Source organism: Sulfitobacter sp. M13, from assembly GCF_053474885.1.
Genome location: NZ_CM130281.1, coordinates 2,654,585 through 2,672,889, shown reverse-complemented (window position 1 = coordinate 2,672,889; position 18,305 = coordinate 2,654,585). Strand labels below are relative to the sequence as shown.

General features: G+C 60.7%; 13 protein-coding genes. 9 read left to right on the top strand and 4 right to left on the bottom strand.

The annotated features are described in order from the left end of the window. Positions 1-86 precede the first annotated feature (86 nt). From ACVBAU_RS12810 to ACVBAU_RS12770, 9 genes are all read left to right on the top strand, one after another. Complete coding sequence (locus ACVBAU_RS12810) at positions 87-1,007, top strand: D-alanine--D-alanine ligase (protein WP_335744240.1); 921 nt, start codon at positions 87-89, stop codon at positions 1,005-1,007. After that, positions 995-1,882 carry a cell division protein FtsQ/DivIB gene (locus tag ACVBAU_RS12805; protein WP_448326695.1) on the top strand — a complete coding sequence of 296 codons (888 nt, stop codon included), beginning with the start codon at positions 995-997 and terminating at the stop codon, positions 1,880-1,882. Before ACVBAU_RS12810 ends, ACVBAU_RS12805 begins: the two co-directional genes overlap by 13 nt. Positions 1,883-1,886: 4 nt before the next feature. Continuing rightward, positions 1,887-3,221: a cell division protein FtsA gene (gene ftsA / locus ACVBAU_RS12800; protein ID WP_138922975.1), complete on the top strand. Its 1,335-nt coding sequence runs from the start codon at positions 1,887-1,889 to the stop codon at positions 3,219-3,221. 172 nt (positions 3,222-3,393) lie between these two features. After that, positions 3,394-5,043, top strand: coding sequence for a cell division protein FtsZ (gene ftsZ, locus ACVBAU_RS12795; RefSeq protein ID WP_138922976.1), 1,650 nt, complete (start codon positions 3,394-3,396; stop codon positions 5,041-5,043). 337 nt (positions 5,044-5,380) lie between these two features. Next, positions 5,381-6,304: a UDP-3-O-acyl-N-acetylglucosamine deacetylase gene (lpxC, locus tag ACVBAU_RS12790; protein ID WP_448326694.1), complete on the top strand. Its 924-nt coding sequence runs from the start codon at positions 5,381-5,383 to the stop codon at positions 6,302-6,304. A gap of 211 nt (positions 6,305-6,515) precedes the next feature. Beyond that, complete coding sequence (locus ACVBAU_RS12785; RefSeq protein ID WP_448326693.1) at positions 6,516-7,388, top strand: outer membrane protein assembly factor BamD; 873 nt, start codon at positions 6,516-6,518, stop codon at positions 7,386-7,388. A 37-nt stretch (positions 7,389-7,425) separates the two neighbouring features. After that, positions 7,426-9,087, top strand: coding sequence for a DNA repair protein RecN (gene recN / locus ACVBAU_RS12780; protein WP_448326692.1), 1,662 nt, complete (start codon positions 7,426-7,428; stop codon positions 9,085-9,087). Positions 9,088-9,166: 79 nt separating this feature from the next. Then, positions 9,167-10,852: a chloride channel protein gene (locus tag ACVBAU_RS12775; RefSeq protein ID WP_448326691.1), complete on the top strand. Its 1,686-nt coding sequence runs from the start codon at positions 9,167-9,169 to the stop codon at positions 10,850-10,852. Positions 10,853-10,997: 145 nt separating this feature from the next. Further along, positions 10,998-12,758 (top strand): calcium-binding protein, encoded by a 1,761-nt coding sequence (locus tag ACVBAU_RS12770; protein WP_448326690.1) that lies wholly within the window; start codon positions 10,998-11,000, stop codon positions 12,756-12,758. 58 nt (positions 12,759-12,816) lie between these two features. Here ACVBAU_RS12770 and ACVBAU_RS12765 read toward each other — a convergent pair whose 3' ends face one another. From ACVBAU_RS12765 to cobS, 4 genes are all read right to left on the bottom strand, one after another. After that, positions 12,817-13,161: a DUF427 domain-containing protein gene (locus ACVBAU_RS12765; protein ID WP_448326689.1), complete on the bottom strand. Its 345-nt coding sequence runs from the start codon at positions 13,159-13,161 to the stop codon at positions 12,817-12,819. Between the two features lie 40 nt (positions 13,162-13,201). Then, complete coding sequence (locus ACVBAU_RS12760; RefSeq protein ID WP_448326688.1) at positions 13,202-14,992, bottom strand: aminopeptidase P family protein; 1,791 nt, start codon at positions 14,990-14,992, stop codon at positions 13,202-13,204. Positions 14,993-15,049: 57 nt separating this feature from the next. Then, the gene (gene cobT / locus ACVBAU_RS12755) at positions 15,050-16,927 is read right to left on the bottom strand and encodes a cobaltochelatase subunit CobT (protein ID WP_138922984.1); all 1,878 of its coding nucleotides are present in this window, start codon (positions 16,925-16,927) and stop codon (positions 15,050-15,052) included. Between the two features lie 155 nt (positions 16,928-17,082). After that, complete coding sequence (gene cobS / locus ACVBAU_RS12750; RefSeq protein ID WP_448326687.1) at positions 17,083-18,087, bottom strand: cobaltochelatase subunit CobS; 1,005 nt, start codon at positions 18,085-18,087, stop codon at positions 17,083-17,085. Positions 18,088-18,305: the final 218 nt, after the last annotated feature.

Here is an 18,305-nt window from a genome sequence, read left to right as displayed (position 1 = left end):
TTCGAGCGTCATGATTCAGGGTCCGTAAGTGACCCGACACAGAATAAATAAGGGTCGCAACAGGCCCATTTAAAAAGGCAGATTGAGTGGGATTGTCGAGCAGGACACCCCCGAGAGTTGCAGTATTGTTGGGTGGCCCCTCCGCTGAGCGCGAGGTGTCTCTTTCAACAGGGCGCGCGTGCGCAGCGGCTTTGCGGGACCGGAATTTCGAAGTCATCGAGGTCGATTGCGGCCCCGATCTTTGTGCTGACTTGGTTACAGCCAAGCCTGATGTGGTTCTGAACTGCCTGCATGGTCGCTGGGGCGAAGATGGTTGCGTTCAGGGGATCCTTGAATGGATGGGGCTGCCTTACACGCACTCCGGCGTGCTGGCCTCTGCACTGGCGATGGACAAGCAGCGCAGCAAGGAAGTTTTCCGTGCCGCAGGTCTGCCCATTGTTGAAAGCGTGATCGTTCCGGCCTCTACTGTGCGCGGGTCGCATGTGATGGATCCGCCCTACGTCGTGAAGCCGAACAACGAAGGTTCGTCCGTTGGCGTTTATCTGGTCGAGGTCGAAAACAACGGCCCGCCGCAGTTGGACGACGCCATGCCCGCCGAGGTGATGGTCGAGAAATTTGTCGCCGGTCGCGAGCTGACCACCACCGTGATGGGGCAGCGGGCGCTCACCGTGACCGATATCCAGACCACGGGCTGGTATGATTACGACGCGAAATACAAAGCCGGCGGATCAACCCATGTGGTGCCTGCCGACATCCCGCACGAGATTTTCGAACTTTGCATGGATTACGCCCTGCGCGCGCATAACGCGCTTGGGTGTCGTGGCGTCAGCCGCACAGATTTCCGCTGGGATGAAAGCAAGGGCGCTGCGGGTCTTTTCCTGCTCGAGACCAACACACAACCTGGCATGACCCCCACGTCGCTGTCGCCAGAACAGGCACAGTCAGTGGGTATTTCCTTCGGCGAGCTGTGCGCCTGGATGATCGAGGACGCGTCATGCAATCGTTGATCAAACGCGTTAAACCCGCCAAGCTGGGCAAGACTGATCCAGCGCCATCACGTTGGGCATGGCGGATGCAGCGCCTTATGCTGACGCCGACCTTCCGGTTCGGGTTGCGCGTCGGGGTGCCGTTTTGTCTGGCGATGACGGCGGGGACAATTTACCTCGCGGACGAAGCACGGCGCGGACAGCTGTTCGATATCTACGCAAACGCGCGCACCAGCATCCAGCAGCGGCCCGAATTCATGGTCAAGCTGATGGCGATCGACGGCGTAGAAGGGACCTTGGCCGCCGATGTCCGCGCCACGGTGCCTGTTGAATTTCCGACCAGCTCGTTCGATCTGGATCTTCCAGCGCTGCGCGACGCGATCACCAATCTTCCCGGCGTCAAACAGGCGTCGCTTCGGGTCAAGCCGGGCGGTGTATTGCAAGTATCGGTGCAGCCGCGGGTGCCGGTCGCTGTTTGGCGCAGTCAGGACGGGCTGTCGCTGATCGACGCCGAGGGCAGCACCATCGGGCAGATCGCGGCACGTGGCGAGCGTACGGACCTTCCGCTGGTCGTGGGTGAAGCTGCGAACATACGCGTGGGCGAAGCGCTTGAATTGATCCGCACGGCGGCTCCGTTGGGGGAGAGGCTGCGGGGGTTGGTGCGCATGGGAGAACGTCGTTGGGACGTCGTTCTTGACCGTGAGCAGCGTATCTTGCTGCCCGAAACACTGGCCGTTCAGGCGCTGGAGCGGGTGATCGCGCTGGAAGGCGCGGAAGAGGTGCTAAGCCGCGATGTGGCGCGGGTAGATATGCGGTTGGCGCAGCGGCCCACCGTGCAAATGAACAAAGAAGCCACACAAGAATTGTGGCGCATCAGGCAGATTTCGGGACAGTGAAAACATGATGGACCTATACGATAGTCAGCGATCCATGCGCCACATGCGTAAGCTTGCGATGCAACGCGGCGTGGTGGCTATTCTGGATGTGGGCAGCTCTAAGATTGCCTGCCTTGTCTTGCGTTTTGATGGCACGGGCCGCATGTCCGAAGAAGGTGAAATCGGGTCGCTTGCGGGGCAGTCGGGCTTTCGTGTGATCGGGGCTGCAACCACACGGTCGCGCGGGGTCCGCTTTGGCGAAATTTGCGCCATGCAGGAAACAGAACGTGCCGTGCGCACCGCGCTGCAGGCTGCTCAGAAAATGGCGAACATCCGCGTGGATCACGTGATCGCCTGTTTCTCGGGGGCCGAGCCGCGCAGCTATGGTCTGGACGCCACGCTTGAACTGGAAGGGCAAGTCGTATCGGAGCAGGACGTCGCGCAGGTTCTGGCCAATTGCGATGTCCCGGAATACGGCGAAGGCCGCGAGGTCCTGCACGCGCAGCCCGTGAACTTTGCGCTGGATAACCGGTCGGGTCTGTCCGATCCGCGCGGACAATTGGGCAATACGCTGTCGGTCGACATGCATATGCTGACCGTCGATGCCGCTGCGGTTCAACACCTTGCCCATTGCATCAAACGCTGTGACCTTGAATTGGCAGGTATCGCGTCCTCTGGCTATGTTTCGGGGATTTCATCGCTGGTCGAAGACGAACAAGAGCTGGGGGCGGCCTGCATCGATTTGGGCGGCGGATCGACCTCTGTGTCGATCTTTATCCGCAAACACATGATTTATGCCGATAGCGTCCGTATGGGCGGCGACCACATCACCTCTGATATCTCTATGGGATTGCAGGTGCCGACGGCCAACGCCGAGCGGATCAAGACGTTCTATGGTGGGGTGCATGCGACAGGCATGGATGACCGCGAGATGATCGATATCGGTGGGGATACCGGTGACTATGAACACGACCGCCGTACCGTCAGCCGCGCAGAGCTGATCGGCATTATGCGCCCGCGTGTCGAAGAAATTCTCGAAGAGGTCCGCGCCCGTCTGGATGCCGCGGGATTTGATCACCTACCAAGCCAGCAGATCGTGCTGACGGGTGGGGGTAGTCAAATTCCGGGCCTTGATGGGCTTGCCAGCAAGATCTTGGGCCAACAGGTCCGTTTGGGCCGCCCGTTGCGCGTCCACGGCCTGCCACAGGCTGCAACCGGACCCGGTTTTGCCTCTGCCGTGGGGCTCGCGTTATTCGCCGCGCACCCGCAGGACGAGTGGTGGGATTTCGACATTCCTGCCGACCGATATCCGGCCCGATCGTTGAAGCGCGCTGTCAAGTGGTTCCGCGACAACTGGTAACCCCCAGATGCGGTGCGCGCGTCGAAATCATGAGAAAACCGGCAAAAAAACGCCCATATAATGTGTCAAAATCGTGTTTTCTAGGTGACGCAAGGGCGTTATCCCTATACAACAAGGGGAATTGCACAAAAAATGCTCCGTAAGCGAGCTAAACAATACAGGCGGACGGCTCATGACCCTCAATCTTTCAATGCCCGGACAGGGCGACCTGAAACCCCGCATCACAGTGTTTGGTGTTGGCGGGGCAGGCGGCAACGCCGTGAACAACATGATCGAAAAAGAACTCGATGGTGTTGATTTCGTGGTTGCCAACACGGACGCGCAAGCGTTGCAGCAAGCCAAGGCGGAGAACCGCGTTCAGCTGGGCATCAAAGTTACCGAAGGTCTGGGTGCTGGCGCACGGGCGTCGGTCGGTGCTGCTGCTGCGGAAGAAAGCATTGAACAGATTGTAGATCACCTGGCCGGCGCACACATGTGCTTTATCACGGCAGGTATGGGCGGGGGCACCGGGACAGGTGCTGCGCCAATTATCGCCCAAGCCGCACGCGAGCTGGGTGTCCTGACCGTAGGCGTCGTGACCAAACCGTTCCAGTTCGAGGGCATCAAGCGGATGCGCCAAGCCGAGGACGGCATCGAGGCGCTGCAAAAAGTTGTCGACACACTGATCATCATTCCCAACCAGAACCTGTTCCGTCTGGCGAATGAAAAAACCACCTTTACCGAAGCATTCTCGCTTGCAGATGACGTGCTGTATCAAGGCGTCAAAGGCGTTACAGACCTGATGGTCCGTCCCGGCCTGATCAACCTCGACTTTGCTGACGTTCGCGCTGTGATGGACGAAATGGGCAAGGCGATGATGGGTACCGGCGAGGCCGAGGGCGAAGATCGCGCCATCCAGGCTGCCGAGAAGGCCATCGCGAACCCGCTGCTGGACGAAATCAGCCTGCGCGGTGCCAAGGGCGTTCTGATCAACATCACCGGCGGCCACGACCTGACCTTGTTCGAACTGGACGAGGCGGCGAACCGTATCCGCGAAGAAGTCGACCCAGACGCGAATATCATCGTTGGGTCCACGCTCGACACTGAACTGGGTGGCGTTATGCGCGTGAGCGTTGTCGCGACAGGTATCGATGCGGTTGACGTGAACACAGAAATGCCTGTGCCACGCCGTTCGATGTCGCAGCCGTTGCCAGCCAGAACGCTTGAGGTTGAACAAGCCCCAGCCACCGAGACGCCTGCACCACTTGCTGCCCAAGCGGAATACGAAGAAGAGCCGCAGCAGCAGTTGTTCCAGGAAGACCAGTCTTCCCAGCACGGTGGTTTCTCTGACAACCGCTACGAAGACAACGCGTCCAACGCCGATGATCTTCCCCCCCCTGCTTACCGTCCCGAGGTTGCGTCTTTTCAGCCGCGCCACGAAGAGGTGAATGTCGACGCGCAACAGCAAGAAGCATTTGTCGCGCCACGCGCGTCTGCACCGGGCACCCCATCACCCGAAGCTTTGGCCCGCCTGCGCGCGGCCGCTCAGAAAGCGTCGCCAACCCAGCAGCAACAACCGCAACGCCAGCCTCAGGCACAGCCCCAGCAGCAGCGTCAGCAACCTGCCGCGGCCGATCAGGGCGAAAAGCGTTTCGGTATCAATTCGTTGATCAACCGCATGACCGGCCACGGTGAGGCGGAAACCCAGCAGCAGCGCCCCGCACGCCAGCAGCCGCCGGTCCAGACCCGCGCGTCCTCTGCCGCGCCACAGCCGCGCGATCTGCAAGACGAAGATCAAGAGCGGATCGAGATCCCCGCGTTCCTGCGTCGTCAGGCGAACTAAGAAACGGCAAGACGTCCTCGTATGCGTCTAAAAGGCCACCCTTCGGGGTGGTCTTTTTCGTTAGCGGTACAGCTTCAGGGATGCTGCGGTGCAGCAAGTGCGATAATATTTGTTAAAAAACCGCAGCTCAGTCTTCACGCTTTGCCAGACATGCGACATGCCTGAATTCTTAAGTTTCTATTGAAATCAGTTGCTTGCCGTGAATGAGCGGATATTACCCCTTAATTGTGACAGTCATGTTTCAGACGGTAGTAATCATTGAATTGAGCAATCGGAACGGCCCAGATAGGACAGAGTTCAACTTAGACAGATGATCTTTGGACAGTGAGTATTAACCGTGCAGACAACCATCAAGACAGCGATCAGCTTTAGCGGCACCGGCCTTCATTCGGGTCGTCCCGCAACTGTGACCATCCGTCCTGCTGGTGCGCATCACGGTATCTGGTTCTCACGCAGCGACGTTGATGTGGGTGATCGTTTGATCCCTGCGCGTTGGGATGCGGTGAACCGTTCGCCGCTTTGCACCAAGCTTGAGAATGCGACGGGCCTGCAGGTCTCTACTGTTGAGCACCTGATGGCGGCGCTGGCCGGTTGCGGTATCCATAACGCATTAATCGAGATCGACGGCCCCGAAGTGCCGATCCTTGACGGGTCTGCCGCGCCGTTCGTGCGTGGTATCATGCAGCGCGGTGTGCGCATGCTGGCGGCCCCTGTACGGGCATTTGAGGTGCTCAAGACCGTCACTGTGACCGACGGCGAAGCATCGGCCACCATCTCGCCTGCGGACACACTGAAGATCGACTTTGTCATCGATTTTGCAGACGCCGCCATCGGCCATCAGGAAAAGTCGCTGGTGATGAACAACGGCAGCTTCGCGCGTGAACTTTGCGACAGCCGTACCTTCTGCCGTCAGGCGGATGTGGATGCGATGCAAGCCAACGGTCTGGCCTTGGGCGGGAACGCCGGCGAGAACGCGGTCGTATTTGACGGCGACCAAGTCCTCAGCCCGGGCGGTCTGCGCCATTCGGACGAACCTGTACGCCACAAGATGCTGGATGCCTTGGGCGATCTGGCGCTGGCAGGTGCGCCGCTTATTGGACACTATACCGGTGTTCGCGCGGGCCATAGCCTGACCAACACGCTGCTGCGCGCGCTGTTCGCGACCCCCGGCGCGGTGCGTATGGTCGAATGCGACGGACAGATGGCGTCGCGTCTGCCGGGCTTTGGCCTTGAGTGGGATGAAATTCCCGCCGTTGCCTGAAATCGTGATCGCGGTGATGCAGGGCAGGGCATTAACGACGGTTGAAACTCCGGTGGTGCTTGGGTAATCCTTTGTTTACGATTTGGCCGGTCGACAGCTGCCCTTGCGGGGGACTGCCGAATGGTCGTTTTGTTGCGCGAAACCTTGTGCTAGTCACGGGCAAAGGCGTATCGTGAAACGTGACGCAGAGTTTAAAGCGAGGGTGAAACGCATGACGGGTACGATGTCGCGCAAGCGGGTGGTCGGTGCGGTGCTTTTGGTGGGCGTTCTTGGCGCGTGCGGTGGTGCTCAGGATACGGGTCGGACGACCAACAGCTTCTTCAACCCTCAGGAAATCCCGCTTGAAACCTATTCGGCCGAACAGATTTTTGAACGCGGCGAATTCGAACTCAACCGCAAACGCCCCGCCGAAGCCGCTGAGTATTTCTCGGAAATCGAGCGCCTGTATCCCTATTCCGAATGGGCCAAACGCGCGCTGATCATGCAGGCTTTTGCCTTCCATCAGGATCAGGACTACCCCAGCAGCCGGTCTGCCGCGCAGCGCTATATCGATTTCTTCCCCGATGACGATGACGCGTCTTATGCCAGCTATCTGCTGGCGCTTAGCTATTATGACCAGATCGACGAAGTCGGCCGCGATCAGGGCCTGACTTTTCAGGCGCTGCAAGCGTTGCGCCGCGTGATAGAGGATTACCCTGACAGCGAATATGCGCGGTCTGCGGTGCTTAAGTTCGATCTTGCCTTCGACCATCTGGCGGGCAAGGAAATGGAAGTCGGGCGCTATTATCTGCGCCGCGAGCATTACACCGCGTCGATCAACCGGTTCCGCGTTGTCGTCGAGGATTTCCAGACCACTACCCACACAGCCGAAGCGCTGCATCGCTTGGTCGAGGCCTATCTCTCGCTTGGCCTGACCGACGAAGCACAGACTGCCGGGGCCATTTTGGGCCACAACTACCAGTCGACCGAGTGGTACGCCGCCAGCTATAAGTTGTTGACCGGTCAAGGGCTTGAAATGAAGTCCCTTGGGGACAACTGGCTGACCGCGATTTACCGCCAAACGATCAAGGGCGAATGGATCTGACCACGCGCCTTTTTACGGCCCTCACGGATAGTGACCCATGCTACGCGGCCTAGATATTTCGGATATGCTGATCATCGACCGGCTGGAGCTTGCGTTTCAGCCGGGTTTGAACGTTCTGACCGGTGAAACAGGCGCGGGCAAATCGATCCTGCTTGATAGTCTGGGATTTGTGCTGGGCTGGCGTGGACGTGCTGATCTGGTGCGTCAGGGCGCGTCTCAGGGCGAGGTGACAGCGTGGTTCGATCTGCCAGAGGGGCACGCGGCCCATGCGGTACTGGAAGAGGCCGGACTGCCGGGTGGGAGCGAGCTGATCCTGCGCCGGATCAACGGCTCTGACGGACGCAAGACGGCGTGGGTCAACGATCGGCGCTGTTCGGGCGAGGTGCTGCGCGCGCTGTCCGAGACGTTGGTAGAGCTGCACGGCCAGCATGACGACCGCGGGCTTCTTGACCCAAAGGGCCACCGCGCCATTCTGGATGAATTCGCGGGCACGGTTGCGCTGCGGGCCAAGGTGCGTCAGGCGTGGTCCACCCTCGCTGCGGCACGCAAGGCGGCGAAACAGGCCGCTGCGGACCGCGAAGCCATTGCAGCCGAAGAAGAATACCTGCGCCATGCCGTCGCAGAGCTGGACAAGCTGGACCCGCAAGCGGGCGAGGAAGAACAGCTGGATGCGCGCCGTCGTTTGATGCAAAGCGCCGAAAAGATCCGCAGCGATGTGGTCAACGCTTACGAGATGATGGGACAGGGCGGCGCAGAGACCCAGTTGGGCGACGCCCTGCGCTGGCTTGACGGCGTCGCCCACAAAGCCGACGGCGCGCTAGAGGCCCCGATGGCCGCGCTGTCACGTGCGATGGTCGAACTGGACGACGCGACGGAGGGCGTGGTCGCCGCGATCGACACCATGTCGTTCAACCCGATCGAGCTCGAGGAAGCCGAAGAACGACTGTTCGCCATCCGCGGCATGGCCCGCAAGCACGAGGTACAGGCCGATGAGCTGGCTGGCTTTGCCGACACGCTGCGCGGCAAGCTGGATGCGCTAGACGCGGGCGAGGCAGCACAGGCCGGTCTCGAGAAAGCCGTGCGTGATGCCCAAGCCGCCTATGACGCCGCCGCTGAGGCACTGACCGATGCACGCCAAAAGAAAGCAGGCAAGCTGGACAAGGCCGTCGCCGCTGAGCTTGCCCCGCTTAAAATGGAACGCGCGGTTTTTGCGACCCAGATCACAACCGAAACACCGGGCCCCGAGGGGCGTGACGCGGTATCCTTCACCGTTGCCACCAACCCCGGCGCGCCTGCGGGACCTTTGGGCAAGATCGCATCGGGCGGGGAACTAAGCCGCTTTCTGCTCGCGCTCAAGGTTTGTCTGGCCAAGGGGCAAACCGGCCTGACGATGATCTTTGACGAAATCGACCGTGGTGTTGGCGGTGCAACAGCCGATGCGGTGGGGCGGCGTCTGGCGGCGCTGTCGCAGGGCGGTCAGGTGCTTGTTGTCACCCACTCGCCGCAGGTGGCCGCTTTGGGCGCACACCACTGGCGTGTGTCCAAGGCCGTGTCCAAAGGGATGACTTTGTCGACGGTCACGCCGCTGTCGGCCCCCGAACGGGTGGACGAGGTCGCGCGTATGCTGGCCGGAGACACGATCACCGACGCCGCCCGCGCTGCTGCACGCGAGCTTTTGGGCGAAGAATTCGCCAGCTAAGAGCCTCGTCTTGATTGCAGGGGTTTTAACGCAGGCGGCTCTGTCCTAGACATGGGGAAACCCTGACAGCAAAGCCGCCATGCCTTTGAAACCGCGCCCCTTTCTGAACCAGCAATATGACACGCTGTGCAGCCATGCGCGTTTTGGCTGGGGCGTGCTGCGTGAAAAGGGGCCGGGCAAGGTTACCTTTTGGTTTATCGCGCTGGTGATCGGTATTTGCGCGGGTTTTGCCGCGCTATTTTTTCGCAAAGGGATCAACGCGTTACAGGCGCTTCTCTATGGCACCGAAGATGTCCAGCGTTTGCACAGCTATATTGGCAGCCTCGAATGGTATTGGGTCGTTTTAATTCCCACGATCGGCGGGCTTACTGTGGGGCTCATCCTGCATAATTTCACCCGCGATGCCCGCGCGCGCAGTGTCGGCGATGTGATCCTCGGTGCCGCACTACACGAAGGGCGTGTGGAAACGCGGGCAGGGATCGCGTCCGCTTTGGCCTCGCTGATCACGCTCAGCACCGGAGGGTCGTCGGGGCGCGAAGGGCCGGTTGTTCACCTTGCTGGCGTGATCGCGACGTTGGTTAGTCGTCGGATCAACGCAAGCGGCATCACCGGGCGCGACCTGCTGGGCTGCGCTGTGGCGGCAGCTGTATCGGCCAGCTTTAACGCACCGATTGCAGGGGCGCTTTTTGCGCTAGAGATCGTGTTGCGCCACTTTGCCGTGCATGCGTTCGCCCCGATCGTCATCGCCTCTGCCGCGGGGACGGTGATTAACCGGCTAGAGTTTGGCGGCCTGACCGAATTTGTCCTGCCTACCGTGGGCGACATGTCGTTCTACGCGGAACTGCCAGCGTTTTTGCTGCTCGGGCTGACCTGCGGCGTGGTCGCGGTATTCCTGATGCGCGGCATCTTTTGGGCCGAGGATATCGGCAATTTCATTCAGGCCCGCAGCAAGCTGCCACGGTATCTGCGGCCGGCTGTGGCGGGTGCGATCCTTGGCGTAATCGCGCTGTGGTTCCCCCATATCATCGGCGTCGGGTACGAGACGACAACCCGCGCTCTGAGCGGCGATATGATCCTGCACGAGGCGGTCGTTTTTGCCGTGCTCAAGATCATCGCCGTGTCGATCACACTTGGGGGGCGCATGGGCGGCGGTGTGTTCTCGCCCTCGCTGATGCTGGGCGCGTTGACGGGGCTGGCGTTTGGTCTGATCGCCACGGGCGTATTCCCCACGATGTCGGGTGCGACCTCGCTTTATGCGCTGGCGGGAATGGGGGCGGTGGCGGCAGCCGTTCTGGGCGCGCCGATTTCTACGACGTTGATTGTGTTCGAACTGACAGGTGACTGGCAGACGGGTCTTGCGGTCATGGTCGCTGTCAGCATGTCTACGGGGTTGGCGTCACGTCTGGTGCACCGCAGCTTTTTTCTCACCCAGATGGAGCGGCGTGGTATTCACCTTGCGGCCGGTCCACAGGCCTATTTGCTGGGCATGTTCATGGTCGGCCGCATCATGCGCCGCCCCGACGATCTGCGTGCCGCGAACGAGGAAACCTGTTGGGAACTGATCGGCGAAGGGACCTATATTGACGGCACCGCCACACTAGAGGCCGCCATGCCGATTTTCGAGCAGACCGGTGCTGCCTTTATTCCAGTGGTCACGCTGAAACCCGAATCGCCGCCCGAACTGCTGGGCGCGTTGTTCCATGTCGATGCCCTCAAGGCCTATAACCGCGCCCTGGCCGAAACCGCCGCCGAAGAACATTCTTAATTGTTGCTACTTTCAGCACAGTAGGTCGTGCGAGATATGATTGTCGTGAAATATTGAAATGCGGCTGAATTGCGGCAGGAATTTGGCTTTGCTGGGACGGTCCCCGTGAACTACACTCTTAAGTATAGTTCTGGGGGATTTGAACATGCTTGGATTGACTTTACTGCCGGCGCTCGCGCTTTTTGGAATGGCAGGGCTGATGGGCAGCGACGACGGTGATGATGACATATCGGAGGACATCGAAGACGTGTCAGAGCCAAATGTCGCATCCCCGCAGATTGTACTGCAACAGGGCACCAATGGGCCTGACCTGGTCACCGGCACGGGGGCAAATGATGACATCGATGCCTTTGGCGGGGACGACACGGTAAACGGCTTTGGTGGGGATGATACCGTCCAGGGCGGTGCGGGCAACGACATGCTGCACCTTGGCGGTGGCGACAACCTTGGCAATGGCGAAGAGGGCCGCGATACCGTCAACGGTGGCCCCGGCAGTGATACGCTTTTGGGTGGCAATGGCGCGGACAGCCTGACCGGTTTCGGGGGCGACGATGATCTGTCTGGCGGGCAGGGCAGCGACATGCTGCGCGGTGGCGTGGGCGACGATCTGCTGAACGGGAACAACGGCAGCGATACACTCGACGGCGGTGCCGACAATGACACCCTGATAGGTGGCAGCGGCGACGACAGCTTGGCGGGTTTCGGCGGTGCGGATTCCCTTGTGGGCGGTCTTGGGTCCGACAACCTGATCGGCGGGTCCGACAATGATACGCTTTTGGGCGGCGGGCTGACGGACACGCTCTTTGGCGGTTCCGGCGACGATGTGCTGCGCGGTGGCACCAACAACGATCTGGTCAACGGTGGGGCGGGCAATGACGACGCCATGGGCAACTTTGGCGCGGATACTGTGCTGGGGGGCCGCGGCAATGACACGCTTAGCGGTGGCGAAGGCTTTGACTACCTTGAAGGGAATGATGGTGACGACATCCTGATGGGCAACGCGGGCAACGACGGGCTCAGCGGCGGCGCGGGCAACGATACCCTTATGGGCGGCGTCGGCAGCGATACGCTCAGCGGGCTGGCGGGCGATGATGTGCTCGACGGTGAGGGTGGCAACGATCTGCTGAATGGCAACGGTGGGAACGACACGTTGATGGGCGGCGGGTTGAACGACACGCTGAACGGCAACGGGGGCGATGACGTGATCAGCGGCGGCACCCAAAGCGATCTGATCAATGGTGGCAGCGGCAATGACGACCTGTCGGGCGATGCAGGGGCCGATACGATCAACGCGGGCCCTGGCAATGACACGCTGTCAGGCGGCGAAGGGCCGGACAAGTTGGCGGGCAACAAGGGTGACGACCTGATCGATGGTGATGCCGGGAATGACGCATTGTTCGGCGGTATGGGCGATGACACGTTGAACGGCGGGGCGGGGAATGATTTCCTTATCTCGGGGCTGGGTGCTGACAGCATCGACGGCGGTGCCGGTGATGACGTGATCCGTGCGTTTGACTTCAACCTCGACGGCAATGTGTCAGGCGATACGGATACGATGGCCGATGTGGTGCTGGGAGGCGACGGCGACGACACCATCAGCGCCAACGACGGCGATACCGTGACAGGGGGTGACGGGGCCGATGTAATCAACGCCATCGGCTATGATCAGATTGGAAAGGCACCGGTGATCGTGACCGATTTCAACCTTGCCGAAGACGGTCTGTACCTGCAAGAAACCCAAGGATCGCCCGCCAGCTTCGCCCCCGGGGACGGCATGTTCGAAATCCGCGCCGCGGCCAATGGCACCGACAGCGAGCTTGTGGTCAACGGCAATGTCGTGGTGATCGTGCAAAACACCAGCGCCGCCGATCTCGGCGCGGACACAAGCTGGTTGCTGAACGCATAAGAGGGGCCGCAGCCCCCCTTACATCAACCTTGAAATTTTGGGGCCCTCGCGGGGGCCCCTAGATTTGCTCTACCGCGACCTCGGGCAGCTGGTAGAACGCCAGATGGTCTTTGATCTCGGCTACGGCGTTGCTCGGGTCCTCATATGACCATGCAACGTTGTCGAGCGTCCGGCTTTTGGTCACGACCGAGAAATAATGCGCGTCACCCTTGTGGGGGCAGTGGGTGGTCTTGTCGGTCTTGTCCAGAAACGCCATCGCGATATCCGAGCGGGGGATATAGATTACCGCGTCGCGGTCGCCCTCGCGCAGTTCCAGCGCATTGCGTGTTTCGGCCAATACCGCACCGCCTGCGCGCACTGTCCATGTCCCGTTTGACTTCAAAATCTTGATATGGTCTGCCATTGCTGACCGTCCTCCCTGAATGAACTGATTTATATCGCGCTCAAACCGGCGCTGTTGCCGCATCCAACCACAGTTTCGCAACCGGTGATAGCTGCGGTCCGATCTTTTCCGCAACGTCGCGGTGATAGGCGTTCAGCCAGTCCCGCGCATCCATGCTCAGCATGTCGGGCACGATCAACCGCGTATCAATGGGGGCAAAGCTCAGCGTTTCCCAAGCGAGCATGGCGCGGTGCGCATCCCCGCCCGGCATGTTACCCGCAGGCCGTACCACGGCAAGGTTTTCCAGCCGAATGCCAAAGGCCCCCTCGCGGTAATAGCCGGGCTCGATGCTCAGGATCATACCGTCGGACAGGGGCACCGTGCTCAGCTTGCTGAGCCGTTGCGGCCCTTCGTGGACGCTCAGATAGGCTCCGACGCCATGGCCCAGCCCATGATCGAAATCCTGCCCTGCCATCCAAAGGGGCAATCGGCCCACGGCTTCGATATCGCGGCCAGCCAACCCTTTAGGCCAGCGCAGGCGGCTCATGGCGATCAAACCGTTGAGCACACGGGTAAACGCCTCTTTCGCCTCGGCCGGCGGCGTGCCGATGGCAATGGTGCGGGTGATGTCGGTGGTGCCATCCAGATATTGGCCACCGGAGTCCAACACCAGCAGATGCCCGTCTTGCAGAACACTATCGGTGTCTTCGGTCACGCGGTAATGCATAATCGCGCCATTGGGGCCGGTGCCGGCGATGGTCTCAAAGCTGATCTCTTGCAGCGCCGGATCGCGGCGGCGCGCGGTCTCGAGCTTGGTGACGACCTGTGTCTCCGTCACGCTGCCCGCTGGCTGTGCATCAAGCCAGGCCAGCACCTCGACCAAGGCCGCCCCATCGCGCAGGTGCGCGGCGATAGATCCGTTGATCTCGGCCTCGTTCTTGCGGGCCTTGGGCAGAGCGCAGGGGTCGTCGCCCCACACGATCTTGTCGCCCAAAGCATCCGCGACAGCCACCGGCACAGTCGCTTTCTCGGCCAGAACGGCACCAGATAGGTCGGCGAGAGAAGCCAGAAACGCCTCTGGTGCATGAATGGTCACGTGCGGGCCCAGATGCGCCTCCAGCCCCTCCAGCTTGGCGGGGGCGACGAACAGATCAACATGACCGGCATCGTGCAGCACGGCAAAGCCGTGGACGACCGGATTGCGTGCAATATCGGACCCGCGAATATTAAGCAGCCAGCACAGGCTATCGGGCAGGGTGATTACTGCCGCGGCACGGCCCTTGTCGCGCAACGATCCTGCAAGCCGTGCGATTTTGTCACCATGTGCCTCGCCGGCAAATTCGATCGGATGCAATTTGGCGGGTTGCATCGGCAGTGCGGGCTGGTCTGCCCAGATGCGGTCCACCAGATTACCGGTACGGCGTAGCGTCACGCTGCTGCCTTCCAGCGCTGTCTCCAATTGCTCGATCTGTCCGGCGGCATGCAGCCACGGATCGAAGCCCACGATGCCGCCCTGAGGCAGCTCTGTGCGCAGCCAATCTGCCAGTGACACCTCGGGCCATGCGACCGGCGTATAGACATCCGCCACCTGCGCCTTGACCTGCGTGCGATAGCGCCCGTCGATGAACACGCCCGCCACATCCCGCAAGGCGGCACAGAAACCAGCCGATCCGGTAAACCCTGTCAGCCACTTCAGCCGGTCATCGCGGGGGGCAACATATTCGCCCTGATGGGCATCGGCGCGGGGCACCAGAAACCCGTCAAGCGCGTCGGTTTGCAATTGCTTGCGCAGCGCGGCCAGCCGTGGCGGCCCTTGTTCCGGCCGCGAGGTCGCCTCGAACGATTGAAACATGTCACCACCCCATTCTTCATTTTGCTCTTAAAACTCCCCGCGGAGCGTCCTTGACCCTCAGCTTGCGCGGCGCATGCCCATGACACGGGCGCGTTTGCGCGGATCGGTGTCGAAAAGGGCGGCCAGCTGCTCTGTCATGGCACCGGCCAACTGGTCCACATCCGTGATCGTGACGGCGCGGTCATAATAGCGGGTCACGTCGTGGCCGATGCCGATGGCCAGCAGTTCGACGGCCTTGCGCTTTTCGACCATCGCGATCACGTCGCGCAGATGTTTTTCCAGATAGTTGGCAGGGTTCACCGACAGGGTGCTGTCATCCACGGGCGCGCCGTCGCTGATCACCATCAAGATTTTGCGGGATTCGTGTCGTGCGATCATCCGGCGGTGGGCCCATTCCAGCGCCTCGCCGTCGATGTTCTCTTTCAGCAGGCCTTCCTTCATCATCAGCCCCAGGTTGGGCCGCGTACGCCGCCAGGGGGCGTCTGCGGATTTATAGATGATGTGGCGCAAATCATTCAGACGGCCTGGTTGTACCGGACGGCCATCGTTCAGCCATGCCTCACGGGCTTGGCCGCCTTTCCATGCGCGGGTGGTAAAGCCCAAAATCTCGACTTTGACGTTGCAGCGCTCCAGCGTGCGGGCCAGAACATCGGCGCAAATCGCGGCGATAGAGATCGGACGCCCGCGCATCGAGCCGGAGTTGTCGAGCAGCAGCGTCACGCAGGTATCGCGGAATTCGGTGTCCTGTTCGACCTTAAATGACAGTGGCGTCGTGGGGTTGGCCACCACGCGGGCCAGACGACCGGCGTCCAGCGTGCCTTCTTCGAGATCAAATTCCCATGACCGGTTTTGCTGCGCCTGCAAGCGGCGCTGCAGCTTGTTCGCCAGTCGGCTCACCGCGCCCTTCAATGGTTCAAGCTGCTGGTCGAGATAGGCGCGCAACCGTTCAAGCTCTGCCGGTTCGGCCAAATCTGCGGCACCGATCACCTCGTCGTGGTCGGTCTGGTACACCAGATAATTTGGGTCCGCATCCGATGCCTGCGGCGGGGCGGGGGGCTCCATCGGGGCGTCGCCGTCGGGCATTTCTGCTTCTTCGCCAAGCTCTTGGTCGGCGGTATCATCCATTGACACCTGCGCTTGGGATTCATCTTGCTGTTGTTCTTGCGACTGTTCCGGAGAGGCCTCTGCCTCGTCCTCGTCTTGTTCGTCTTGACCGGTGCTATCGGGCTCTTGCTCTTCTTCGGTGCCTTCTTCCTCGGCACTGTCCTGATCATCGTCGCCTTGATCTGGGTCATCGCCCAGTTGGTCGCCATAGCCCAGATCGAAGATCATCTTGCGGGCAAAGCGGGCGAAGGCGGCCTGATCGTCTAGCGTGTCGTTCAGTGTCTCGAGCGTGCCGCCGGCCTGATCCTCGATATAACCGCGCCACAGCTCCATTGCGTTGGCGGCACCGGCGGGCATATCGCGCCCCGTCGCCAGATGGCGCACAAGATAGCCTGCTGCCGTGGCCAAAGGCACATCCGAGGGCTGTTTCGCCTGATCGTACCCTTTGCGCAGGGAGTCATATTTGATCTTCGCGTCGATGTTGCCGGCGGTGCCGGGCATGTCACGTGCGCCCACGGCTTCGCAGCGGGCGGTTTCCATCGCCTCATATAGGTCGCGGGCCATGTCACCGGCGGGCATGTATTTCGAATGGGTCTGGCCGTTGTGATAGCGCCGGTTCAGCGCCAGCGCATCGGCGGTGCCCCGGGCAAGCAGGACTTCTTCGCGGGTCATGCGGCGGCTGACCTGTGGCAAGCGCATTGAATCGCCGCTCAGCCCCGAGGGATCGACGGAAAAGCTCACCGTCAGATCGGGATCCTTCGACATGACTTTGGTTGCTTCGGCCAAAGCCTTTTTGAACGCGTCGGCGGGGTTATCTGATTGTTTGCTCATGTCATTCTCCCATCCGAGTGCGGCCGGTATGCGGCTTTTGTCACCGCGGCCACGCGAAACTGGCACTGCGGTCAAACTGCCATTCACCGGCCCTAAGTGCCGGTGAACGTCGTGTTATTCACCCCTGCCGACGTTGGCACAGGGCGGGTTGTGCCTCAGCCAAGGCTCAGGCTTGCGGCGGATTCCGGCAGCTCTTCGTCGAACAGGCGCTGATAGAACTCGGCGACGGTCTGGCGTTCAAGTTCATCACATTTGTTGAGGAACGAGAGACGGAAGGCATAGCCCACATCGCGGAAGATCTCGGCGTTCTGGGCCCAGGCAATCACGGTCCGAGGCGACATGACGGTCGACAGTTCGCCGTTCATAAAGGCGGTCCGCGTCAGGTCGGCGACGGTGACCATCTGCTTGATCGTCTTGCGGCCCTTGTCCGTGTTGTAATGCGGGTTCTTGGACAGAACGATCTGCGTTTCCGCATCGATGCTGAGATAGTTCAACGTGGCGACCAGCGACCAACGGTCCATCTGACCTTGGTTAATCTGCTGCGTGCCGTGATAGAGACCCGTGGTATCGCCCAGACCAACAGTGTTGGCGGTTGCAAAAATGCGGAAATAGGGGTGGGGTTCGATCACTTTGTTCTGGTCAAGCAGCGTCAGCTTGCCGTCAACTTCCAGCACGCGCTGGATCACGAACATCACGTCGGCACGGCCCGCATCATATTCGTCGAACACAATCGCAGTCGGGTTGCGCAGCGCCCAAGGCAGGATGCCTTCCTGGAAATCGGTAACCTGCTTGCCGTCTTTCAGCTTGATCGCATCCTTACCGATCAGGTCGATCCGGCTGATGTGGCTATCAAGGTTGACCCGTACACAAGGCCAGTTCAACAGGCTTGCCACCTGTTCGATGTGGGTGGACTTACCTGTCCCGTGGTAGCCTTGAACCATCACGCGGCGGTTGTGGTTGAACCCCGCAAGGATCGCCATCGTGGTGTCAGGGTCGAATTTATAAGTGCTGTCCAGCTCAGGAACGCGGCTTGTACGTTCGTCAAAGCCGTGCACGACCATATCTGTGTCGATGCCAAAGACTTCGCGAACGGAGATCTCTTTGGTGGGTTTGGTTGTGAGGTCCAATGAGGTCTCGGCCATATTCTGTACGTCCTTCATGCTTCTGTCCTGCGCACCGCCTGCGGATCAGGGGGTGGCGTCCACGGCAACATATCTTTCCTGAGCGCGAGGGAAAGGGGCAATTCGCACCTGCGGCAAAGTCGCAAAGCCCTGCGGGGGACGGAAAAGGGGCGGCGCACCTATCTGCACCGCCCCGTCTCTCTGTCTATGGCACGCGCTTCACGCGGTGGCCGATGCCCACGGCCTGCCGGAATGGC